Origin of the sequence: Paenibacillus sp. FSL M7-1414 (assembly GCF_038003195.1) — a bacterium.
Classification (GTDB): domain Bacteria; phylum Bacillota; class Bacilli; order Paenibacillales; family Paenibacillaceae; genus Paenibacillus; species Paenibacillus amylolyticus.
The window spans coordinates 4,930,102-4,956,759 of record NZ_JBBOOS010000001.1 but is presented as its reverse complement, the minus strand read 5'-3'; the positions used below and the strand labels follow the sequence as shown (position 1 = coordinate 4,956,759).

Annotated in this window: 8 protein-coding genes; all 8 read left to right on the top strand. The window is 47.3% G+C overall.

Features of this window, described 5'->3' with window-relative positions; translation table 11 throughout:
• Nucleotides 1–34 precede the first annotated feature (34 nt).
• The 8 genes from MHH92_RS21525 to MHH92_RS21490 are packed head-to-tail and all read left to right on the top strand — an operon-like array spanning nucleotide 35 to nucleotide 26,646.
• Nucleotides 35–16,813 carry a non-ribosomal peptide synthetase/type I polyketide synthase gene (locus tag MHH92_RS21525; protein WP_340907731.1) on the top strand — a complete coding sequence of 5,593 codons (16,779 nt, stop codon included), beginning with the start codon at nucleotides 35–37 and terminating at the stop codon, nucleotides 16,811–16,813.
• Nucleotides 16,803–21,002: a beta-ketoacyl synthase N-terminal-like domain-containing protein gene (locus MHH92_RS21520; protein ID WP_340906174.1), complete on the top strand. Its 4,200-nt coding sequence runs from the start codon at nucleotides 16,803–16,805 to the stop codon at nucleotides 21,000–21,002. The genes MHH92_RS21525 and MHH92_RS21520 overlap by 11 nt, the downstream gene beginning before the upstream one ends.
• On the top strand, nucleotides 20,999–21,256 hold the full coding sequence (locus MHH92_RS21515) for an acyl carrier protein (protein WP_036615207.1): 258 nt from the start codon (nucleotides 20,999–21,001) through the stop codon (nucleotides 21,254–21,256). Before MHH92_RS21520 ends, MHH92_RS21515 begins: the two co-directional genes overlap by 4 nt.
• Nucleotides 21,253–22,404: an acyl-CoA dehydrogenase family protein gene (locus tag MHH92_RS21510; protein ID WP_340906171.1), complete on the top strand. Its 1,152-nt coding sequence runs from the start codon at nucleotides 21,253–21,255 to the stop codon at nucleotides 22,402–22,404. Before MHH92_RS21515 ends, MHH92_RS21510 begins: the two co-directional genes overlap by 4 nt.
• On the top strand, nucleotides 22,401–23,381 hold the full coding sequence (locus MHH92_RS21505; RefSeq protein WP_340906169.1) for an ACP S-malonyltransferase: 981 nt from the start codon (nucleotides 22,401–22,403) through the stop codon (nucleotides 23,379–23,381). Before MHH92_RS21510 ends, MHH92_RS21505 begins: the two co-directional genes overlap by 4 nt.
• Entirely contained in the window at nucleotides 23,378–24,697 is a 1,320-nt protein-coding gene (locus tag MHH92_RS21500) for an aspartate aminotransferase family protein (RefSeq protein WP_076254388.1), read from the top strand. The genes MHH92_RS21505 and MHH92_RS21500 overlap by 4 nt, the downstream gene beginning before the upstream one ends.
• Nucleotides 24,698–24,725: 28 nt before the next feature.
• Nucleotides 24,726–25,577 carry a 3-hydroxyacyl-CoA dehydrogenase family protein gene (locus MHH92_RS21495; RefSeq protein WP_340906166.1) on the top strand — a complete coding sequence of 284 codons (852 nt, stop codon included), beginning with the start codon at nucleotides 24,726–24,728 and terminating at the stop codon, nucleotides 25,575–25,577.
• 19 nt (nucleotides 25,578–25,596) lie between these two features.
• Complete coding sequence (locus MHH92_RS21490; protein ID WP_340906165.1) at nucleotides 25,597–26,646, top strand: HAD-IIIC family phosphatase; 1,050 nt, start codon at nucleotides 25,597–25,599, stop codon at nucleotides 26,644–26,646.
• The last annotated feature ends 12 nt before the right edge of the window (nucleotides 26,647–26,658 follow it).

Below are 26,658 nucleotides of genomic sequence, written 5' to 3'. Positions count from 1 at the left end.
TTGAATCTCAATTAAACGATGAGGTGTGGTCGTGATGGTACAAAAAACCGTTGAACTTTCCGAAACACAAAAGGGAATCTATTTTGATTGTCAGGTGAATGATCCCACTTCGTATAACATCTCAGCTTCAATACAATTTGATCATCTTCAAATGGAGATATTTCGCCAGGCCATCGAATTGCTTATGTATGAGCAAGTGGTGCTGCGTACTCGGATTGAGATTCAAAATGATGTACCCGTGTTATCCGTTCATGAAGATATGGATTACTCACTTGCCTTGTGGGACCTAAGTAGCGAGAATCAGGAGAATCCAAAGGAACAACAGTTAGAAGCATTGGTGGATGAATGCATCGGGACACCTTTTGAGCTGGAGAAAGGTCCTCTGTTCCGTATAATGATTGTTCAGATGGATAAAAGCCGATATATTCTGACCTTATGTATTCATCATTTAATATGTGATGGCTTGTCGCTTGAACTGATGAAAAACAAACTTATCCAGTCATATACATGTCTTCTTGAAGATCAGCCTGTGGATGTCAAGCTGGATGAAGGATTCATCTCTTATGTTGAGGCAGAGAACAAGAAACTGCACGAAAACAAGTACTCCAAAGAGCGGGAATACTGGTTAAACAAAATGAAGGGAGCGGAACCTCTTTCTCTAAAACATGACTTTCCAGCAGGTTCTGTACAAGAAGGAATTGGTCATGAACTGCGATTTGATATTTCGGAATCGTTAATGGCTGATATTACACAGATGTCCAAAGATAATGAAGTAACCGTTTTTATGTTCTTTATGGGTGCCTTTGGCATTCTTATGAGTAAATATGTCGGTACAGACGATATCACCTTTGCCTCCCCATATTCTCATCGTCCCGGTATGGACTTGGAAGAAACGATTGGATGTTTTGTCCATATGTTGCCTATGCGATTCCATATTGACCTCGAATCAACTCTAAAACCTCTACTGCAACAAGTAGCCACAACCTGGATGGATACGTACAGGAACATCGGATATCCCAATAACCTCATTGTCAGAGACAGCATGTTACAGGCTCAACCCGGATCACCATCGTTGTTTGATATCTCCTTTGTTTATGATTCCTATGAGGAAGATATGCTCGGAACTCGTATTCTGGATCAGGATAAGGTTACGTTTCCAGGAGATCTAATGGTGGTGTTGAGCCGTTTACCGCAAGGTGCTCAGTTGAAGCTGCAATATAAACCGAGCTTGTTCCGTGAAGATTCAATGGAGCGAATGGGCCAACGATTTCTATATTTGCTGAATCAACTAGTAACCAATTCTGAGCAAAAAATCAGTGAATTCAGCCTCCTGATGCAGGATGAGAAAGAAAACCTACTGTACCGATTCAATCAAACTTCTTATTTTCCCTACACTCCACAACATATTATGGATATATTTCACGATAAAGTAGCACGTTTCCCGGAGCGGGTAGCTCTAATGGAAGGCAAGGAGCATCAGACCTATGCGCAGGTCAACGCAAAAGCGAACCAATTGGCTAGGCAGATCGTTGCGAGTAAAAAAAGCGATAACGCAGCAGTTGGCGTGCAGATGCCACGTTCCTCGGATATGGTCATTGCCCTATTGGCTGTATTAAAAGCCGGATGTGCTTTTGTGCCTGTAGACCCTTCCTATCCTTTGTCCAGAAAGGACTATATTATATCGGATGCAGACATATCCATAGTGCTGGCTATGCAGCCCGAAAAAGATGACGAGACTCTGGATGTCCAGTACATCTACGTTGAGGGCGATCAGGCCTATACGGGGGATGTCTCAAACCTCGAAGAGGCGCTGAATCCGCATAGCCTTGCCTATATCATGTACACGTCCGGATCAACAGGCAAGCCCAAAGGAGTCATGGTTGAAAATCATAGCGTAGTCAATACACTGCTTGATCTGGAGCGTCGTTTTCCAATGCAGGCGCAGGATGTTTACTTGCTGAAAACGGCATATACCTTTGATGTGTCCGCCACGGAACTTTTCGGCTGGTTCATGGGTGAAGGCGCACTAAGTATTCTTGAGCCTGGAGCAGAAAAAGACCCTGCTCGTATTGTGTCTACGGTGGCATCACATAAGGTTACACACATCAACTTTGTTCCAACGTTATTCCGTCTCTTTCTGGAAACGATGGAGCTTCGCTCCGATCTGTCGGCATTGGAAACGCTGAAATGGATGTTTGTTGGCGGAGAGGCAGTCACGCCAGACATCATTGAGAAATTTAACAGGTTAGGCATTAGAGCAAGTCTTGAAAATGTTTATGGTCCAACCGAATGCACCATATGGGTTTCTCATTATCCGTTAAGCCATTACGAAGGCTTGGGCAATGTACCGATTGGCTACCCGCTCAATGAGTCCAGATGGTATGTCGTCGGAAATCATGATGAGCTTCAGCCGTTAGGTATTCCAGGGGAGCTTTGTCTTAGCGGTGTTGGACTTGCACGTGGATATCTGAATCTGGAACAGATGACCCGAGAGAAGTTTGTCCCTAATCCTTTCTTTCAAGAAGGACAGGATGCAGAGCATTTCAGGTACATGTACCGCACAGGTGATCTGGTACGTTCACTCCCAAGCGGTACGATCGAATATCTGGGACGCATTGATTTTCAGGTTAAAATTCAGGGGGCCAGACTGGAGACAGGCGAAATTGAGAATACCCTGTCATCCTATTCGGGTGTCATCCAGACTGTGGTAGTCATGAAATCATTTGAAAATAGGTCCGGTTTGCTGTATGCCTACTATCTGTCAGAGCAGGAACTGCCTTCTGTCGAATTGAGAGAGCATCTGTCTCGTTTGTTACCGGCATATATGATACCATCCGTTTTTGTACATAAATCCGAATTTCCATTGAATAGCAGTGGGAAGATTGACCGGAAGGCACTCATGGCAGATATCACGCATCCTCACGCTTCCAGTACGTTCTATACCGCTCCGTCTTCTGAGCTTGAGAAGGTTATAGCCGAAGTGTGGGCCGAAGTGCTCGGTGTTGAGAGAGTAGGGCGCGATGACCATTTCTTTGAATTGGGCGGAAATTCATTTTCTGTCATTCAGGCTCACAATAAACTTAAGCATTATACCGATGTTGAGTTCCCTGTTCCTCGTTTTTTCGAATGCCCGACATTGCGTCAATTTGCCGCGATGGGACCAAAAGATGAGGGAGTTCGGATACCGACTGAAAGGGAACAATTGTTTCAACGAAAAGACGGCATTATGCGTGAGGACATTGCAATTGTGGGCATGGCGGTGAATGTGCCGGGCGCGGAGGATATAAGGGAGTTCTGGAGTAACCTTGTTGAACGGCGGGAAAGTATTCACTTTTATAGTGATGATGAATTGAGGGAGCTTGGCGTGGAAGAAGCACTGCTGCATTCACCTCGTTATGTCAAGGCAAAAGGACGTGCCAACGGCATCGATGAGTTTGACGCAGGGTTCTTTGATTATACTCCCGGTGAAGCCAAAATGATGTCTCCCCAATTCAGACTTTTGTATCAGGGAATATGGGAAGCGCTGGAGGATGCAGGCTGCAGACCGGATGAAGCGGGTAAGGTGGGTGTGTTCCTTGGCGGGTCCGATGACTTCGAATGGTACCGTCAAGTACTTTTTAACGATGCTAACTATAGCAGTAAATACGAAGCATTTACCCTCAGTACCAATCATTTTCTCGCTACCCGAATGGCTTATAAGCTGAACTTAAAAGGGCCGGCCTATACCGCTCTGACGGGATGTTCTACTTCACTGGTTACACCTCATCTGGCATGTCAATCTTTGATCGTTGGAGAATGTGATGTGGCCGTGGCTGGTGGGATCACCGTGGAGTTGCCCAATGAAGGGGGTTACATATTTGAGGATGGCATGATGTTCTCCACAGATGGACACTGTCGTCCATTTGATGCGGCAGCCAGTGGAACCGTCTTCTCCAATGGTATGGGAATTGTGGTGCTGAAGCGGGTAACCGATGCTCTGCGGGACGGAGATCATATCTACGGGGTCATCAAAGGCTCAGCAATTAACAATGACGGACAAGAGAAACTCAGTTTTCTTGCTCCAAGCGTAAGCGGACAGGCTGAAGTCATTCAGGATGCTTATAAGGTAGCCGGAGTAGACCCGGAAACGGTGAGTTATATCGAAGCACATGGTACGGGAACGTTGCTTGGTGATCCAATTGAAGTAAACTCGTTAACTCGGGCCTTTGCTTCCGACCAAAAGCAATTTTGTTATCTGGGTTCGGTTAAAGGCAATGTGGGACATATGGATACAGCCGCAGGTGTGGTTGGTTTAATCAAGGTAGCGCTCAGTCTTGGACAAGGTTATATCCCTGGAACAGCGAATTATGAGCAGCCTAATCCCAAAATTGATTTTTTGAATACGCCTTTTAAAGTTAATGCACAAGGGGTGGACTGGAAACAGGGCAATGTTGGAGTCATGCGCGCAGGAATCAATTCATTTGGTGTGGGGGGCACGAATGCTCACATGGTATTGGAGGAGGCTCCCGAGATGGAGAAGTGCAGTCCGGATGATGACGTAAATATATTGCTTTTTTCCGCCAAAACAGAGTACTCGCTGAACCGCACCGCTGAACGGATTATGGAACATCTGACTCAGCAGCCAGATCAATCTGTATCGAACGCAGCGTGGACCTTGCAATCAGGTAGATCTGTTTTTGCGTATCGTAAGGCACTCATTCTGGATAAGACATGGAAGGATAATCCGGACAAGCTGATACAGCAGCTGGGGAAAGCACGGGTATACCATTCAGCTCAAGGCACTCGTCCCGTATACTTTATGTTCCCCGGACAGGGCAGTCAGTATCAGGGAATGGGTGCAGAACTATACAGATCTACAGAGCAAGTAGGCCTAGCTCCAATCTTCAGAAGTTATATTCAGGAAATATTGGACCTTCTGCCTGCGGAAGAACGAGAAGATATGCTGTCTGTTGTATACGGGAATCAGCACCCTGAGCGAATAAACCAGACGGAGTACAGCCAATTCGCACTGTTCATGACAAGTTATGCGCTGGCCAAGTCGCTGCTGGATCTGGGCATCAAGCCAGATGGCATGATCGGGCACAGCATTGGTGAGTTGGCTGCCGCAGCGGTAGCGGGTGTATTCGAACTTAGAGATGCTGTCAAGTTAGTTCGACTTCGCGGACGTCTGATGCAGCAACAACAACCTGGGGTCATGCTTGCCATAATGGCGGATGCACAGCAGGTGAAGTCACAACTGGAGGAAGACATGTGGCTTGCCCTGGTGAATACTACAGGTTCCAGTGTGATTGGCGGGACAGCTGAAGCCATTTCACGGATGGAAGCCAAGGCTGAAGGACTGGGCTGGAAGTGCATTCGTGTGAAGACTTCCCATGCATTCCATACGCCAATGATGAATCAGGCTGCCGAGGAATTTAGACGTTATTTAGCAGAGCATTCACTTCATACGCCACAGATCCCATTACTGTCCAACACCAGTGGAACATGGGCGCTTGGAGATGAAATCACACAACCTGACTATTGGTCCCGTCATATTTTACAGCCGGTGTTGTTTGAATCAAACCTGGCTGAAGTGTTGAAGGATGAGCGGGCTGTATTAATTGAAGTAGGTGCAGGACGAACGCTAAGCTCCTTTGCCAGACAGCACAGTCTATCAAGAGATTCCCAGACGGTACTGAATATGCTACGTCACGTAAGGGAGACGGAGCAGGACAGTATCTATGTGAACCGCAGACTTGCGGAGTTATGGTGCGAAGGCATTGAACCGGACTGGAAGGTGCTCAAAGGGCAGACGGTACGACGCAAATGCTCTCTGCCTACTTATGTTTTCAACAAACAATCCTATCCTGTGGGTGTTTATCTTTCTGGCTCATCAGCAGTGGAAGGAATGGGTACCGGGGATGATAGGCAGCATGCAGATCTGGGTAAGGGAAGTGGCTCTACTCTAGTAAAAGGGACAGTTTATACTGGTGGTTCAGACCAACTGAAACAGATTGTCCTGGACGCATATCGAACGATTTTTGGCATCGATGATCTAGATGAAGAGGTTAATTTCTTTGCGGTCGGAGGAGATTCTCTCAAAGCAGTCAGCTTGTCTGCATGGATCCGGTCTCATTTAGGAATTCAGCCTGAGGTAGCAGATGTTTTCAATCATTCAACGCCTATTCAACTGGCGGAGCATCTCTATGTCATGGCGAAACCAAAAGTAGACCAACAGATAATTCAATCTGCACCCACTATGGATGCGTATCCAATCTCTTCTGCACAGATGCGTATGTTCACACAAGCGATGCTTGATCCAGGCAATACGGCATACAACCTACCGTCTGCAACCATTATTGAAGGTGAATTGGACCGTATAAGAGTTGAGGCTGCTTTGCAGAAGTTGATGCAGCATCATGAGGCGCTCAGAACATCGTTTGAGATACGGGGCGTTGAGATCGTTCAGATCATCCAACCTTCGGTTCGCTTAAGTATGGGCTACGCAGAGCAGCATGTGGCAGATGACCAAGAGTTGCCTGCGATGATCGAGACATTGATTCGTCCTTTTGATCTGGGGAGTGCTCCGCTTATGCGGGTTGAACTGATTAAAATAGGCGAGCGCAAGCATCTGTTATTCTTTGATATTCACCATATTATCGCGGATGGTACATCTGTCGAAATCATTACTCGTGACTTCAATGATTTATATTTTGGCAAAGAGCATGCAGTCCGATTGCAGTACAAAGATTACGCGGTATGGCAGCAGCAACGTCTCGCTTCACAGGAATACATTTCACATCAAACATACTGGCTGGACCATCTTGGACCTTCTTTACCTGTGCTGGAGCTTCCACTAGACCAGGAGCGTCCATCACAGCGATCCATGCAAGGGGGACGTCTTCATTTCACGTTGAATCGTTCGTTAACACAACACTTGCACGAGTTGGCTTCCTCATCGGAAGCATCCATGTATATGGTAATGCTAAGTGTGTGGAATCTTCTTCTCGCACACCGCTCAGGTCAGCAGGACATTGTGGTAGGAACGCCTGTTGCAGGAAGGATGCAAGAGGAGTGGAAAGAGACGGTAGGCATGTTTGTCAATATGATTGCGATGCGGAATTTTCCAACGTTTGATCGTACGTACACTGATTTTTTACGCGAACTTAAACAACATACACTGGATGCTTTTGCGTATCAGGAGTATCCGTTTAATGAGCTTGTGGCACAACTGGGCGTGACACGTGAGTTGAACCGAAATCCGGTATTTGATGTTTGTTTTGATTATCAGAACATGGATATGCATGGACTTGAACTTCATGGTTTGCAATTCAGTTCTTTTCCGGTGGAGACGGGTACGTCTACTTATGATCTGTTAATGACCTGTCAAGAAAACAGGGAGAAGCAGGTGATTGAAGGATATATCGAATACTCGCTCGATCTGTTCCGCCGGGACACAGTTGAAGGTATGATGCAGGAGTTTATCGGACTCTGCCAAGAGGTTGTAAAACAGCCTGACCTGTCTGTGAGCGAACTGTTTGAGAGAAACGAACGTTCTCATGAGCACCCAGTCCATCGTCTTGCTGGTCCACGTCTGGATTACAATCCTAGGGTAGGTCTGCATCGGCTGTTCGAGCTACAGGCAGAACACACGCCAGACAAGAAAGCTCTCCTTGTATCATCCGGAGCCTCTTTTACCTACAGGGAGCTTAATGAAAAAGCTAATACGCTGGCTTGGAAGCTGATTGATCAAGGTGTGCGCCGGGATGAACCTGTAGGCATATTATCCAGACGAGATGAATCGTTGATCATTATGCTATTGGCGGTGCTGAAAGCTGGGGCGGCTTATGTGCCTCTGGACCCTGCTTTTCCGCCACAGCGCATCGTGAATATGATCGAAGACAGCCGAATGAACGTATTGCTGTGTACGCCTGATGAAGAAGGCACAGTGACTTTTAGCGGAGAGCGATTTGTGTATGATCCAACTGCCGAGGATGTGCGCTCATCCGTTAACCCGGACGTAAGCCTCCTGTCTTCGGATCTGTCCTGTGTGATTTTCACCTCAGGATCGACCGGTCGTCCCAAAGGGGTCATGATTACTCATGAGGCGATGGTCAATTTTGTTGAGGACATCAGGCACCGACATATTTTTGCACATGAGACAGATCGCATCATCAGTGTAACGACCATATCTTTTGATATTTTCGGATTTGAAGTGTGGACACCATTATGCACCGGATATTCGCTGTATCTGGCCAATGAGCAGGAGCAGCTTGACCCGGCTCTTGCTTCACGTCGAATACGTGAACATGGTATTACACACATTCTTAGCACGGTCTCACGCATTAAGGCATTTGTCGAAAATCCGGAATTCGCTCAGGCGCTGGGCAATCTGCGGTGTGTTCTTACTGGAGGGGAAAACGTCCCTGTGGGACTCCTCACCGATCTGAAGCGGCTTACGCCCGCTCGAGTCTTTAACATGTATGGACCAACGGAAACTACGATCTGGTCAACGACCAAAGAATTGAATGACACAGCCGCGATTACCATTGGCAAGCCCATTACCAATACAGAGATTTATATTCTGAATGATGAAGGTGAAATACTGCCACCTGGAAGTTATGGAGAGCTGTGCATTGCAGGAAAAGGATTATCCCGCGGTTATCTGCACAATGCAGCTGAGACCGATGCCCGATTCATTGCAAACTCCAATGTTTTGGGAGGCCGTTTGTACCGAACTGGCGATCTGGCCCGTATACTGCCGGATGGGGATGTTGAGTTAATGGGACGGTTAGATCAGCAGGTGAAGATTCGTGGCTACCGTATTGAACTGAATGAGATTGAGCAGGCAGCGATGAATTATGAACGTGTAAGAGAAGCTGTCGTTAAGGTAGAAGGGGCCGAGCCACATTCATTGCAATTAATCCTTTTCTACAGTCTAAAGCCTGGGATTGGGCCTTCCGTTATGGGGGATGAAGACGTAAAGCTTCGGACCTGGTTAAAGCAGCGGCTTCCACAGTACATGATGCCTTCTCGCTTGATTCGTCTGGAAAATCTGCCTGTGCTGCCTAATGGCAAACTGAATCGCAATGCCCTTCGTCTGGCTGATTTTGAAACGGCAGAGAGGGATAACCCGGCTCTGGTTTATGGCTCATCGATTCAAGGAATGGAGCGGGCAAAAGTTGACCTGGAGCAGATGCTCATTGCAACGTGGAAGGAAATATTGAATCTGGATACGGTTAATATCCATGATCACTTTTTTGACATCGGAGGCAATTCGCTGGGGCTTATTCTGATCAATAATCGCCTGAATACCTATCTGGATAAAAGCGTTCCGCTGGTGCAATTGTTTGAGCATTCCTCCATTGCATCACTGGTCAATCATCTGGTGGCTGAGCAGATGCTGCCGACAGTTACACAACAGGTACAAGAGGAGAGCGGACATATCGCTTCGGCTGGATATCCTGTTACGAACCCGGAGCCGACAACAGCTCCAAAAGAGTATGTGATGAGCACAGTTGGACACAGCGAAGTGGAGCAGAGCAGACCGGAACAGAGTATTCCGTTTGCTTCAGAACACAGTAGCAGAATTTCTTCTTCGTCGGATATCGCAGTCATTGGTATGGCAGGGCATTTTCCCGGCTCAAGAAATATTGAGGAGTTCTGGGATAACCTAATGGCAGGTAAGGACGGTATCACCCGTCTGAATGAGGAGGATCTAACCGCTGCGGGTGTACGACCGGAAGACTTCAAACATCCCGATTATGTACGGGCCAAAGGTGTACTGCAAGATACTGAGTATTTTGACTCCGGATTTTTCGAATATCCGCATCAGGAATCCAACATGATGGATCCGCAAATACGGCTGCTGCATCAGTGCTCATGGGAGGCGCTTGAGCATGCCGGGTGTGATCCTTACAGTTATGAGGGAGCTATAGGATTGTTTGCCGGAAGTGGACTGAGCTTACCATGGATGGTGCAATTTCTGGGTCGTTCCGGTAATTTGTTACAGGCTTTTGAAGCTATGACTTTAAATGAAAAGGACTATATTACAACCCGAGTATCTCACAAATTAAATCTGAGAGGGCCGAGTATGGCCGTACAGACCGCATGTTCAACTTCTTTGGTCGCTATCCACCAAGCTGCTGAATCGCTGATTCGGGGAGAGTGTGATGTGGCACTTGCGGGAGGTGTCTCTATCTCCTATCCGCTCAAAGAAGGTTATCACTGGCATGAAGGCATGATTTATTCAAAGGATGGTCATTGCAGACCGTTTGATGAGCAGGCATCTGGTACTGTGTCTGGTAATGGATGCGGAATGGTTGTGCTCAAGTCACTCCGCGACGCGCAGAGAGATGGAGATCATATCTATGCTGTCATTAAAGGTTCAGCGATTAATAATGATGGCATGGACAAAATTGGATATACGGCACCGAGTGTGGCTGGGCAGGTCAAGGTTATTCAATCAGCCCTGCATCGTTCGGGAGTGTCTCCAAAAGAGATCTCCTATCTGGAGGCGCATGGAACAGGAACCAAACTGGGGGACCCGATTGAAATCGAAGCGCTCAGGCAGTCATGGGGAACAGATCGTAGAAATTATTGTGCTCTAGGTTCTGTGAAAGCCAACATTGGGCATCTTGATGCGGCAGCAGGTGTCGCCGGTTTTATTAAAACCGTACTGACGCTTTACCACCGGGTGGTTCCGCCACAGATTCACATGAATCGGACGAATCCGATGTTGGAGCTGGAGCATAGTCCCTTCTATATCAACAAGGAGCCACAGCCATTAGAAGACGCGAAGCGTATCCTGCGAGCAGGTGTCAGTTCGTTTGGGATCGGGGGGACCAATGCTCACGTCATTCTGGAGCAACCGCCCGTCCAAGAGAGCCAAGCCAAGTATGAATCTTTGCTTCTGCTGCCCTTCTCGGCCAAGAGTGAATCTGCGCTGGAACGCACGTACGATTCGGTTCTACAGGCGATCCATGCATTGCCGGAGCAGTTGCCCAATGCTGCGTGGACGCTACAGAAGGGAAGAAGCAGATTCATTCATCGTAAAGCGCTGATCGTTGTAGATGGTTATATTCCGCCAAGCGAGCAGTCTGTAGAGTTCGAGACACAGGCAAGTGTGATGAATGGGAAGCCTAAGGTCATGTTTTATCTCAGCGGAAATGCAAGTTGGGAAGCTCGCAAGATTCGGGAACTATACGCTTCTGTGTATCGCAGTCAGGTCTCAGAGATATTCAAACAGCACTTTGAAGAGATACTGAACCTCTTTGAGTCCAAGGAACAGTATGCCATTCGCCAAGGCATAGGGCGATCGTTAACTGATTCAAGGCTTGAGCGCATGCAGTGCTTTGTTGTGCAATATGCTCTTTATAAAACCGTGATGCAGCTTGGTGTCAAGCCAGATGCTGTCTGTGGACAAGGCGTTGGCGAACTCGTGGGGTTGGTTATTAGTGATGCACTTGATCCAGTACATGCCGTGGGGCTTCTATACAATCTGGAGCATTGGTCACTAGAAGAAGGAGCATTGTCAGATGCTTTGACAGGAAGGATGACAGATGCAACTGTAACAGATCTTGCGTCGAGTATTGCACCACTGTTATCTCCAAATTTCCTGTTTACGCTGCTAAATCGCAAGAGGCTTTCTGAATCTGCTGGGCATACGCTGTGGATCGTTTCGAATCAGCTGCAGGATACAGAACAAACAGCCCCGGATTCATTTTCAGAGCCAAACATCATTGCTCTTACTGGAGATCGTCAGAGCTTGCTTGAGGCAGACGTGTATTTAATGAAAGTACTTGCTTTTTGCTGGTGCTCTGGCATGGAGTTGGATTGGGAACAGTTAAACGGAACGGGCCGTAGGCAAAAAATCTCCCTGCCGACGTATTCCTTTGATCCCATTGTTCATCAACATGATGTTGCGTTGTATCAGCTTGCAGGTATGTCGCAGGTTGCAGCGGGTTCTATCGCAACATTAGACCAATCTCCATCCGGGAAAGTCAGGGTTCAACGGACTGATGATGAGATAAGGCATGTATTATCGCAATTGTGGCAGGAGTTGCTTGGTAATGGAGCAGTCGGCCTTGAAGATGATTTCTTTGAGCTTGGAGGTCATTCATTAAAAGCGATTTCCTTGACGTCGAGGATTAAAGAAATGTTTGGATTAAATTTGGGGCTGGAAGAGGTTTTTGATCATTCTGTATTTGAACACATGGTTCAATGGATTGCTGAACATCAGGTTACAAGTGACTCTGATTCAGTGGACCCAATCTTGCCTGTAACTAAGAAAGAGAAATACAAGACCACTTCTGCACAGCGAAGAGTGTATGTGGTGCATGAGTGGATGAAAGGTGAGAGTACGGCATACAATCTCGCCAGCTCTTATAGGGTAAGGGGAAAACTTGACCCTACGCAATTCAGATTAATAATGGATGCACTGGTAGAGAGACATGAAGCATTCCGTACCAGATTTGAAATGATTGATGGTGATCTTTTCCAAATTGTGGAGGATCAGGTTCCAAGCGTGGTGGAGTTGCTGGAATTAGAAACGGCAGGGTTAGAACAGGTCATGGAATGGATCAAGCCTTTTGATCTGACCAGCGCACCATTGGTTCGTGTTAAGCTCATTCGCCTTTCTCAAGAGGAACACATCTTATTCATCGACATGCATCATATCATTTCGGATCAGAGTTCCATTGCTATCCTGATGCAGGATTTTGCTCGCATGTACAGAGGAGAAACATTGCAATCTCTTGATATTCAGTATAAGGATTATGCGGAATGGCGTGATGAAGCTACGTCACATGGACAATCTGTTAAAGACGCCGATTTTTGGATACGGGAATTCGAGGACATGCCTGCACCGGTTGAATTGCTTACAGACTTCCCAAGACATGGCGCGTCATCCTACAGCGGAGACAGACGTTCCATTGAACTTGGTGAGTCGTTAAGCACACAGGTCAATGACTTCTGTACTCAACAAGGGCTTACACCCTATATGTTGTTTATGGCAACTTTGAATCTATTAATCTGGAAGTATACGGGTCAAGACGACTTGGTCGTTGGTACAGCGGTTGCGGGGCGTGAGAAGCCAGAACTCAATAACGTTATGGGTATGTTCGTGAACATGCTTGCCATTCGCACCAGCATGGACAGAGAATGCTCCACAGAGGCGTATTTGAATGAGATGCGAGGCAAGCTGTTATCCTGTTATGAGCATCAACAATATCCTTATGAAGCACTGGTGGAACAACTTGGTCTATTCGGTGATTTAAGCCGCAACCCCTTATTTGATGTGGTGCTAAATTACATTAATATGGGAACCGATGATCCTGAAGCCGGGGAACTGATGCTTGAACCATGGGTCGAAGGTAAGGTGGATGCCAAATTTGATCTGACTTGGACACTGGTCGAACATAAACAATGTTACACGGTTGAACTTGACTATCGCTCAGATTTGTTTAAAGCCGAGTCCATGGAACTGATGCTGGATAAATTCCGGTATATCCTGTCTCAGATCACAACAGGGGATACTGAACGAATTGGTCAGATTAAGATCACTACACCGGAGGAAGAGGAATGGCTGCTGTACGGAGTCAACGATAATGCCGCCCAGTATCCGCGAGATGCGACCATTTCCCAATTATTCGAGGAACAAGTTCATGTGCATGCACAGAAGACAGCATTGGTCTGGGAAGACGGTGAATGGAGCTATGCGGATCTGTTTGAACGTGTTCAGTGGCTGGCGTTCAGATTGCTTGGACAAGGGGTGAAATCAGGCTCCAGTATTGCTCTCATTCTGGACCGTGGACCGAACCAGATGATCAGTATTCTTGCTACACTCCAAGTGGGTTGCAGTTATGTCCCGATCGACCCGGCTTCGCCGCCATCGAGAATTGAATTTATTTTGCAAGATTGCGATGCGGCTGTGTTATTGACTGAAACGGCTTATGCCTCCACATGGCAATCTGTAGTTCCTTGTATCGTGCCGGCAGATGAACTGGCAGCATTTGATTCAGGAGACATGCAGGAGCCCGTTGAAAATATGAACAAGACCGCTCTTGACCCGGCTTATATCATTTATACATCAGGGTCAACAGGAACCCCAAAAGGGACTGTGATGAGTCATCGCAATGTGACCAAAGTCATGAAAAATAGTAATTTTGTCACCGTCGTGCCAGAGGATCGTATCCTGCAAATTTCTAATTATGCGTTTGACGGTTCCATTTTCGATATTTTTGCTTCATTAATAAATGGCGCTACTCTTGTATTAATCTCAAAAGAGACCATTTTGGATATGGCTCGTTTGGCCGATGTCATCCAACAGCAACGGATTTCAGTTTTTTATATTCCAACATCCTTGTTTAATATGCTGGTGGATTGGGATGCTGATTGCTTGAAGAATGTGCGTAGAGTGATGTTTGGTGGTGAAGCTGCATCGGTGAGTCATGCCAACAAAGCGCTTGCATGCGTGGGGCCGGGCAGGCTGTTAAATGGATATGGGCCAACGGAAGCAACCTTTTTTGCCTCCTACCACTTATTACAGCAAACAGAGCCTTATACTGGCTCACTGCCCATAGGTTACCCCCTGTCTAACACAGCTTTGTATGTTCTGGATGATGAGCTGAAGCCTGTGCCACCCAACGTTCCAGGGGAACTGTATATCAGTGGGGATGCGGTAGGTATTGGATATCTTAACCGTGAGGATCTTACCCGAAAACACTTTCTTGATGATCCCTTCCGCAAGGGAGAACGAATGTATCGGACAGGTGACATCGTCAAACGTCTGGCTGACGGCAGTCTGATTTTTATTGAACGTTCGGATTTCCAGGTCAAAATTAGAGGTTTCCGCATTGAGTTATCGGAGATAGGCAATTGCATGGAGCGTCTTTCGGGAGTTCGTGATGCCTTTGTCATGACAGCTACAGAACCATCAGGAAGTCTATACATTGCCGCTTTTTATACAACCGATACTGGAGCAGATGCTGAGTATATTCGAAGAGAACTTCACCAGCAGCTGCCAGAGTACATGGTGCCTGCACGAATTATTCGAATGGATCATCTTCCGATTAATGCCAATGGCAAAGTGGACCGAAGGGCATTGTCCGAGCATTTGGTTGAAGAGCAGCAGAGGTCTCTGGAAGTGAGTTCACCTCGGACAAAAACAGAGCGTGTCATTCTTGCCGCCATGCGACAGATCCTGGGTAATCCAGGCATTGGTGTGGAAGATCACTTCTTTCAAAATGGGGGGCATTCGCTCAAAGCGATTGCATTCACTCAAATTTTGGCAAAAGAAGGAATTGCCATCAATGTGAACGAATTATTCCAATATCCGACAGTTAGAGGACTTGCCAAATTGGTAGACATTAATCCTCCGGCGTCAGTTTGGTCCGAAGATAGCCTGCATATTCAGTCCCCGATAGTCATACCACAGGACATAACACTTCATGAGAAACAACTGGACAGCCTGGTCCTGCATGTCTTAAACAGCTGCAATCAGGTTTCACTTTTTATGGCGGGCATGACCCCTATGGGTCAATTCCCACTATCTCCAATTCAACAAGCACATGCTTCTACGACTTCACGAGCAAGCGGATTTACAACAACCCTGGAAGGCGAATTGAATGAACAAGCTGTAAAACACCTGATTCTTGGGGTTATATCCCGGCATCAGTTGCTGCACAGCATGATATATGAGGAAGAACAATTGTATTGGCATCCATGTGATATGTCGTTAGCGGCGGACATGCTGCAACAGCTTATCCCATATCTTGATATTCGTCATTATGCTTTGGCTACGATTGAGCAGTTGGAGTACAAACTGGTTCAGTCTCTGTTACACAAAACGTATACGTTGAAGGAACTACCTTGGCGTCTGTGTATTTTGCGTACAGGAGCCACAGAGCATAAGCTGATTTGGAGTTTTGATCACCTTGCGTTTGATGGTATGAGTGCCCAGATCATCAAGCAGCAACTTGAATCGAAGGCATTATATAGACCGCAAGGTATAGAGATCGAGAGTGATCTTCTGTACCAAGTACGAAATTATGAGGATTATGTAAATTTTCTGTCTCAAGGCCCCATAGGGGTATCAGAAGATGAAATGGAGAAACAATTTTCGCTTCAGGCATGGAATAGATGTAACACCATCGTCATGAACAAGTTGAAGGAAACAGAAATATTGTCGCCTTCAGCGATGACTGTTGAGTTGTCCCTTGCAGGGAAGGAGCCTGCAGATGTTTGGTGGACATGCTTTGAAAATTTTTCCAACATCATTGCGGCTTATCTGAACATAAGCCAATTGCCAATAGCCCTGGTGCATTACGGAAGGGAGTATGGCGAAGAATCCTACTATGATTATGTGGGAGAATTCCTTGATCTGATTCCAGTGCTGGTAGACAGTGAATTCACACAGGAAGATCTGTTGGAACGTCTGGAATTTACGAAGCGACACAGCATTAACTTTATGGCAATTACACATGATTCTTCCCTCTCGGCACAATATGATGGCATACAGGAACAATTGGGAACTGCCTACAGGCAAGCAGAACAGGAGCCGCGTCAGATGATTCTGTTTAATTATCAAGGCTTCATCTCCAGCAGCGAAGCGATCTCAATGTTGTCTCAGTCGTCGGATGACCAAGATTCGAATTCGGGACTCGCCCAATTCGAATGGGTTATTCGCTACGACGAAGAGTGTCTGTACGTACATCTGGCCTGTCAGGCTGGTCTGGACATCAAACGTATGAAACAGCTGATTGATGACAAGCTTGGTAGCGATGTGAGAGTGGTAGTTCACAATGAGGCAATGGAGGTGCAACATGTCCAGTAAATCCATACAGCGAGGACCCGAGCTGATTGTGCCAGAACATTATTCAACAGTGGCTGAGATGCTAATCTACATTGCAGATACTCATCCAGAAAAGGGAATGACCTATATCAGCTCTTCAGGTGACGAACAGTTTGAATCATATCCTGAATTACTGATGCAGGCGCGCAAGTACCTGCAGTCTCTTCAGGAGCAAGGCATTCAACAAGGACAGGTTGTTATTTTGGAAATTGACCAGTCACAGGAATTTTACCGTACATTTTGGGCTTGTATGCTGGGGGGCATTATTGTCGCCCCGGTCAGTCCTCCGGCTGCCTGGGAACCAGGCTCAGCCGGTCTGGAGAAATTCACGAAAGTGTGGGAGGTACTCGGGCGTCCAGTCGTTATCGTCGAGGAAGCCTACATGCCCAAGTATAAACAGCTTGCGGAAAGTCCGGTATTCAAAGGTCTTATGTTGATTAGCGTGAACCAGCTTCAAGCAGGCCAGCAGATGGCTGATCTATGCCCAACCTCTCCTGATGACATTGTGTTCCTGCAATTCTCATCAGGAAGCACGGGAATTCCCAAAGGTGTGCAGTTAACAAATCACAATATTATCGCCAACAGTATTGCATGCAAGACTTTTCTTGGAGCTGAAGAAGGAGATAATGTGTTTACCTGGTTGCCGCATACGCATGATATGGGGATATTTGGACAGCATCTGACACCCGTCCTGAGTGGAGCCAACATCATGGTGATGTCACCTTATACCTTCGTACGGTCGCCTTATCTGTTCTTGCGCAAGATTACGGAGCATCAGGGAAAATGGTTTTGCTGTACCAATTTCGGTTTCGAATGGATGGTTCAGAAGATCCCGGATTCCAAGCTCTCAACGCTTGATCTGTCTTCACTGCGTATGACCTTGAATGGTGCAGAGCCTATATCAACGTCTGTTATCGAGCGATTTGTCAAAAAATTCAGCTCTTGTGGCTATCGTTCCAATATGATGTTTCCTGCGTATGGCATGGCAGAAGCGACAGTAGGTGTATGTACCTCCAGACTGGGGGAAGAGCCGCGAATTGAACGTATTTCGCGTTCGCGGCTGGTGCAGGAAGGACTGGCTGTGCCAGTACAGCTGCCTAGCAGTGATAGCCATACTTCGGATGTGATCGAATTTGTTCATGAAGGATATCCCATGACAGGGATTCAGATCCGGATTGCGGATGAACAGGGGGAAGTGCTGGATGAACGGGTTGTTGGCGAAATCCAGATCCGTGGGGAATCGGTAACCTCCGGATATTACAGTCTCCCGGAGATCAATCGTGAAATGTATGTGGATGGGTGGCTTCGCACTGGAGACTTGGGTTATATGGCTGACGGCTCCCTGGTTGTAAGCGGACGAATCAAGGACATTGTGTTTATTCGGGGACAGAACCATTATGCGCATGATCTTGAAGAAATTTTGTACCAGAATAGCAGCATTCCGAGAGGGAATCTGACGGTAGTCGGGCACTTTAACAGCCTCAAACAAGTTGAGGAGCTGCTTGTATTTGTTAAATACAAATCGGGCACTCCACAGTTTCTGGATGTACGAGAGGATCTGATCCAACGTATGAGGGCTGGATTGGGTATTGAGATCACCCATGTTCTCCCAATCAAGGTTATTCCCAAAACGACGAGTGGCAAGGTTCAGCGCTTCATGCTGAGAAACGAATATGAGCGTGGAGTATTTACCAAGGACATCGAGGCCATTGAAGAGCTGATTCGCCAAAACACAGAACAGCAAGGACACGAGACGGTTTCCGCATCGTCTTTGGAATATACCGTACGTAAAGCCTGGGCCGAAATTCTTCAATTGCCCACAGGAAAGATTGAGATGGATACTTCTTTTCTCTCACTTGGAGGCAATTCCATCCTCTCCTATCAATTACTAGACAAGCTGTCTGCACATATGGGGCGTGAATTAGGACAAGAACTACTTGTTTTTTGCAGTACAGTACGTGAGATGGTGGAATATCTGCAGGAACTTCCAGCAGATACGAAGGATTTTGAACAAGCTGAAACAACAGATAATCACCTGAATGTACATCGTGCTATTGCGATTACCGGACTGTCTCTGCGTCTGCCTGATGCCGACACCCAAGAACAGTTCTGGAGCAATCTGGTTAACGGGTTAGATAGTGTTGACCGGGTTAGTTTAGAGCGTGCAACACGTTCCAAGCAACCCGGTTGGGATGACTGGATTGGAGAACTGAAGCAACCGGATACGTTTGATCATGAGTTCTTTGAAATCCCGTCTGAACAAGCTGCATTTATGGATCCGCAACATCGCAAGCTGCTGGAAGTTGCTCATGAGGCGCTGGAGGATGCGGGTATGCTCGTGGATCATGAGGATAAGCGTGATGTGGGTGTGTATGTAGGGATTAACCCAAGCACATACTTCGATCTGGTTATTGATTATATGAACCGGAGTCTTGGAAAGGCTGTTCATTCTCACGCTATGGTAGGCAATATGTCCAATATTGCAGCGGCCTCCATTTCACACATGTACAATTTTACAGGGCCGGCACTGTCCATAGATACAGCATGTTCTTCTTTTCTGGTAGCACTGACACAAGCTGTGGCGGCCATTCAGGACAAGCGTATCTCTGGGGCAGTTGTAGGTGGAGCAAACATTTTGGCTACACCGCATGTTCATCAACTATCACGCAATGCTGGAATCTGTTCTTCCACTCAACATACGAAGGTATTTGACCGGGAAGCAGATGGTTCAGTCTTGGGAGAAGGTGCTGTTGTTGTATATCTGGAGCCGCTAACAGAGGCAATTCGCAACAATAAACATGTTTATGGTGTGATTCGCGGGACAGCGGTGAATAACGACGGATATTCCCTGGGCATTATGGCACCCAACCCTCAGGGGCAATATGAGGTACTCCGTGCCGCTTATCGCGACGCCAACCTAAACCCCAGCGAGATTTCTTATATTGAAGCACATGGATCGGGGACAAGGATTGGAGATCCAATTGAGGTGAATGCCTTGCTCCGACTGTTCCGGGAAAAGGGATATACAAGCGATAATTCGATTGGATTAGGTTCAGTCAAAACCAATATTGGTCATTTATTTGCAGCCTCCAGTGGAGCCAGTCTTGCCAAGGTTCTTCTCAGTATGCAGCATGGGGAACTGGCACCAAGTCTGCATATGGATAATCCGAATCCGGCCCTCCGACTGGAGCAATCGCCGTTCCATATCGTTAGCGAGCATAAAACGTGGGATGTACCTGAAGGAAAAACACGGAAGGCAGGCATCAGTTCATTTGGCCTGGGAGGTACGAATGCCCACATTGTGCTGGAAGAATGGAAAGCCCCTGTCCGTGCAGATGCCCCGGCACGCGGCCAGTTGTTAACGTTCTCTGCGAAATCAGAGCAGGCTTTAAAAAAGCTGATTGATAACACGGAGCAATATGTGAAGAAACATGCGGACCTGGCACTAGAGGATCTTTGTTTTACCCGGAACAGATATAGAAAACATTATCGGTATCGTGCAGCAGTAGCTGTCAGCTCAACCGGAGAGTGGAACATCGAAGAGATGGAATTTGGCTTCAAGCCTAGAAACCGAGCTGCTCGTGTCAATATTGTGGTTGGGGGGCATGAGATTCGCGGAGAAGATGAAGCTCAAGCTCGTAAGGTAATCAGGCCAGACGATTCTAATGAAGATACGGTATCAACCTTGAACTACTGGGTGACCTTGCTTGAGACACTTGTACGTCTGGTCCCTTCCATTCAAGAGATTCGAGGAATAGCTGCAGGAGAGGAACTTGTATCCAGTTTACATCTGGATGGCGAGGAACATCACAGCGCTCATGCAAGCCAATCCATTCCAGTGAACAACAGAGTGACGTTAGACAGTCTGCAAGACACACCTGGCAAGATGGCAAACGCCGACATTGTAATTATGATTGCTGCAGATCAGACAGAGCAGCAGCTTGAATACAGTGGCAAGGAGAGCTTCATCCGCTTGTCTGCCGAGCCGACACTTACCATGGAGGATCAGCTTGCTTTATTGCTGGGACAGCTTTATGTACGTGGTGCTGCGCTGGATTGGGAACAGTTACATCCGAATGGCTCTGGCCAGATCGTACATCTGCCAGCACACCCATTCGAGCCGTATGTACATTGGATAGATGTGAATCAGGGAACGGAGGTCATGATATGACAAAAGAAGAAATTGAGCTTTTTCTTAAAAGCGAGATTGCTGCAGCGTTGAATCAGGAGCCAGAGGACATCGATGAAGAGATGAATTTTCTGAAAATTGGCGTATCATCTGTGCAGGCGCTCAAGATCATTAACCGTGCGCGTAAGCATCTTCAAGTTGACATCAGTCCGGTTGCGTTGTTTGAATACAAAACAATTGCCGAATTCGCCACTTATCTCAATGAATCTCTTCTTCAAGAGGGGGTTGCCGAATGATTGAAGCGGATGTAGAGCAAGAGATCATTCATGAAGCTGAATTGTTTGCTGCCCGTGAAATTCGCCCTTATGCTCAACAGATTCAAGAGCAGCAAGCCATTCCCAGAACATTGATCCGTGCCATGGCTGAAAAAGGTTACTTGGCTGCCTCGATCCCGGCTGAATATGGCGGCATGGGTCTCGGCCCTAAGGCGTACGGGCTGTTGACTGAAGTATTTGGCAAGGCTCTTCCAGCCGTTCGCAGCTTGTTAACGGTACATACTTCACTTGTAAGTGAAACTTTGGTACGTTTCGGAACGCCTGAGCAAAAATCGTCCTGGCTGCCCAAGTTGGTGAAGGGAGAATGGATTGCTGCCTTTGGTCTGACTGAACCGGAAGTTGGTTCGGATGCCAAAAGTGTAAAGACCGAGTGGAGAGAAGAATCGGACTGTTATGTTTTAAATGGAAAAAAGAAGTGGATCACGTTTGGACATCTGGCAGATGTATTTATCATTATTGCCTCGAATCAGGGACGAAGCACTGCTTTTTGGGTCGAACGCCAGTTTGAGGGTGTACAGACCCAACCTATCGAAGGTGTCATGGTTGCGGGAGAGACAGGTATAGCTGAGATTGATCTCCATGAGGTGCGTGTACCAAAGAATCATATTATTGGACGTCTGAATGAAGGTTTTGAGTACATCGTAACCGGGGCGCTGGACCAGGGCAGATATAGCATTGCCTGGGCAGGGCTGGCGATTGCGCAGGAAGCGCTGGATGCCATGGTGACTTACTCAAGGAAGCGGAAGCAATTTGATCAGAAGCTGAGTCATTTTCAGCTGATTCGCGGCATGATTGGAGATGCGGTGACAAAAGTCCATGCAGCACGAGCATTATGTTTACGTGCAGCCGAGCTGAGAGAAGCCAAGGACCCGCAGGCCGCCATGGAGACAACGATTGCCAAATATTTTACGTCCAAAGTTGCTGTTGAAGTTGCAAGTGATGCGCTACAGGTTCATGGTGCGAATGGAATTAGTAACCAATATCCTGTTGCCAGGCTGTATAAGGAAGCCAAAATTCTGGAGATTATTGAAGGTTCTTCTCAGATGCAGCAGGAGATGATCTCGCATTACGGATTAAAAGCCTATTACAAGCGTGGCAGTAGCGTATGACGTTCTGTGCGCTATTTCCCGGCCAGGGAAGCCAGTATATCGGAATGTGCAGCGAGTTGTTGGGCAGTGAGCCGGAGGCGAATCAGATCTTTGCGGAAGCGAGCGAGGTGATCGGATTTGATTTGAAGGCACTGGTTATGGAAGGGACCCTGGATCAATTGACGGTCTCTGAATATGCTCAGCCTGCTGTACTGACGGCAAGCTACGTTTTATTTGACTCATTTGTTCGGCGGACTGGAATGACTCCAGATTATGCAGTAGGTCACAGTTTGGGGGAGATTTCGGCTTTAGTAGCGGCGGGAGCATTGCGATTTGCTGATGGAATCCGTTTTACAGCTCAACGTGGTGCGTTGATGCATCGCTCCATTCAGGAGCAAAAAGGAAGAGCGGGTATTGTCGTTGATGTAACCCAAGAAGCGCTTGAAGAATTAGTCGGGAATATTCGTCAGAACGAGTATGTGACGATCTCCGGTTATAATTCACCGGGACAGTTTGTCGTCGCAGGTACTGCGAAGGGTCTTAAATTGCTGGATGATCAGGTGGATGGCTACGGTGGGGAATTCATTCCTTTTCGCATGATGCCAATGAAGGCAGATGCACCTTATCATAGCGAGTTGATGCAGTTCATTCAGCCTGAGCTTGAAGAGATGCTTGCAGGGATTTCCTTCTCTGCACCGGTGTTTCCCATCTGCTCTACAGTACATGGTGAGTTCATTCGCGGAGCCGAGGACATTCCTAAGCTGCTGAGCAGCCAGCTTTTGCAACCCATTCGCTGGAATCAGGCATTGGCACGTGTTCAAAATCTGGGAGCGACGGTATGGATCGATATCGGTCCAGGCCAGAGCGTAAGAAATATGCTGGCTGAGAATAAGACCTTGCCTGCAGCCTATTCGCTGGATGATCCGCAAGATCGGTCCAGGTTACTGGACCGATATGAAGCAGTAAACCAGACAAGTGGGGGAGGCGATAAGGGATGATCACGGAGATGATGCAGTACAATCAGCGGGTGAAACAATGGCTGCCTGGCGGTGTGCACTATAATTTCCACCTTCCTTGGGAAGAGACACCGCTCCATTTCAAGCATGCTTCCCGAAGCAGAGTGACGGACATGAACGGCAACGAGTATTTGGATCTATATGCCCGTTTTGGTGCCCTCATTGTTGGCCACGGCAACGAGGAGTATAACGAGTGTCTGAAGGATACCATTGACCGTGTTCTTTCCGTAAGTCATTGCGATCTGGATGCAGAGGCTCTGGAACTGATCCATCAATATGTACCTTCAGCAGAGATGATTCGTTTTGGGTTATCAGGCACGGAGATTGTCCAGAATGCACTTCGTCTTGCCCGGGCGTGGACAGGTAAAAATCGCTTTGTACGTTTTGAAGGCCATTATCATGGCAATGCGGACAATATTATGGGTGGCAAGACTGCACGTACAGGTTTGCCGGTACCTTCAGACTATCCTGGTGACATGAAAGGAACAAAGGGGAGGGCAAGGGATGCCATGGAATCTCAATCCTACCTCCTGCCATGGAATGACGCACCCCGTCTGGAGGAACTATTTCGCCAGCATGGAGACGACATTGCAGCAGTAATCATGGAGCCGGTTTGTGTAAATGGAGGCGGAGTCATGCCTGCTCCGGGTTATCTGCAAAAAGTCAGACAGTTATGTGATCAGTACCAGGTCGTGCTCATTTTTGATGAGATTATAACAGGATTCCGTATGGGACTCGGTGGTGCACAACAGTTATTCGGTGTAACGCCCGATCTGACTACACTTGGGAAGGCAATCGCGGGTGGCGGAGTTCCGGTGTCAGCCCTGGTTGGCCGAGCGGATATCATGAAGTTGCTTGTAGACAAAAAAGTAATTCATGCGGGTACGTTTAATGGCTATCCATTAGGTACAGCTGCTGTAAAAGCTACGCTGGAAATGTTGGGACGCAATGGAGGACAGGCGATGCACAGCATGAACCGCCACGCTGAGATGATGCATGACATACTCTGCCAGGAAGCAGTGAAGGTAGGTCTGCCTTTAATTGTTCAAGGGCCGTCTGGCTGTGCTTCTTATCACTGCTGCACGGAGCCGCTTACGGATACGGCTGATTATACGTTTGAATTAATGTCTTTTGATATTTTGTTAAATAGCAAGCTTGCTGAGCACGGTGTTCTGGTATCTACGCTCTCGCGGATGTATCCGAATATCCTGCTTGATATGCAAGATGTTGCCTGGTTCGGTGAGCGTGTCCCTGCAGCACTTGCAGAAATGAAAGAGATCTACGACGAGCTGATCTAATGGTAGCTCAATAAGGAGGTGATTAGGTATGCATAATCGACTCATTGCAATCATTGGCGCAGGGGTGATGGGATGCGCCACAGCACTGGATGTCGCGAGGGCTGGTTATCGTGTAATTTTGCAGGATATTTCGGCGTCGGTCATCGAACATGCCCCTGATGTTATACGTCGTGAATATCGTTCAGCTTGCTTTCTGAAGCAAGGGTACGGTCAGGTGCCCCTGGATCAGATCATGGAACGAATCTCGTTCCAGACACAAGATGAAGGTGTGGAAGAGGCAAGTATCATTATTGAAAATGTAACCGAGAACCTGGAGTTGAAAAAGGAAGTTTACGCACGACTATCCCACAAGGTTCGTCCGGATGCTTTATTTGCGCTAAATACAAGCTGTATTTCCGTGACAAAGCTCGCTTCATTTTTGCCTGACCCAGGTCGAGTCATTGGGGTGCATCTGATGAATCCAGTTCCTGTTAAATCCATGGTGGAGGTGATCAAAGGACATCATACAACGCAGGGTACGGAACATGAGATAGTAGCTTTTTTGGAAACTCTTGATAAAAGTCCAGTTGTCATAGAGGATCTGCCCGGGTTTGTCTCTAATCGCCTTTCGCACTTGTTAATGAATGAAGCGGCGTACATTGTACAGGATGGAATTGCTACACCCGAGCAGGTGGATGCCATTATGAAGAAGGGCTTCAATTATCAGATGGGGCCTCTGGAGACGGCGGATCTGATTGGTCTGGATACGGTCGTGCATTCATTGAAAGTATTGTACGACAGCTATCAGGACCCCAAATTCCGATGCTGTCCGATGTTGCAGAAAATGGTTGATGCAGGACAGTGGGGGCGGAAGACGGGTCAAGGATTCTATGCCTACTAAGATGAAGGGTGGCATGACCATGGAAAAGCTCAAGGATATCAAGTGTATTGTTTGGGATCTGGACCACACCATATGGGATGGGGTTTTGCTTGAATCTGCAGATGTGCAACTGAAGCCGGACTTAAAGGAGGTGATTGAAAAACTGGACCAGCGAGGTATTTTGCACTCTGTTGCCAGTAAAAATGATGCAGAGCTAGCTTGGGCGAAACTAAACGAACTGGGCATCGCCGAATATTTTCTATATCCCGAAATCCATTGGGATGCGAAGTCCGTCTCTGTTCAGCGGATTCAGCAGAACATTAATATCGGCATGGATGCGATTTTGTTTGTGGATGATCAACCTTTTGAACTGGAAGAAGTGCAAAGTGTACATGCTGACATTCAGGTACTTCATGCGGATCAATATGAAACCATGCTTGATGACCCAAGGCTGATGCCTCGATTCATTACAGCCGACTCTGCGTGCAGAAGGCAGATGTACCAGGCGGATACGCTCCGTAAACAGGCTGAGGAACAGTATGAGGGACCTTCAGAACAATTTCTGGCTACGCTCGACATGAAATTTTCCATCTACGAGGCTACTGAGGATGACCTTCAACGTGCAGAGGAACTTACCGTTCGCACCAATCAGCTAAATGCAACGGGAATTACCTACAGTTACGAGGAGCTGCACCAACTGATGACCTCGCAGGACCATATGTTATTGGTGTGTGAACTCGAAGACAAATACGGTACGTATGGCAAAATTGGGCTTGCACTAATTCACATGCAGCAGAAAGTATGGCGGCTAAACATGCTTCTGATGTCTTGCAGAGTGATGTCCAGGGGAGCAGGGAGTGTACTGCTAACGTATATCATGCGTGAAGCTCAGAAGCAGGGCAAACAGATGCTTGCGGACTTTAGGGATACCGGAAGGAACCGGATGATGAATATCAGCTATCGCTTTGCCGGTTTCAAGCAGCAATCTGCAGATCAGGAAGGAAGAGTACTGTTTTATCATGATTTGCAGCAGGCTGTAGAATTTCCAGACTACATTGAGGTTTTAGTGCCCGAGGGGCAACATCAATAACAAGGGGGAAGG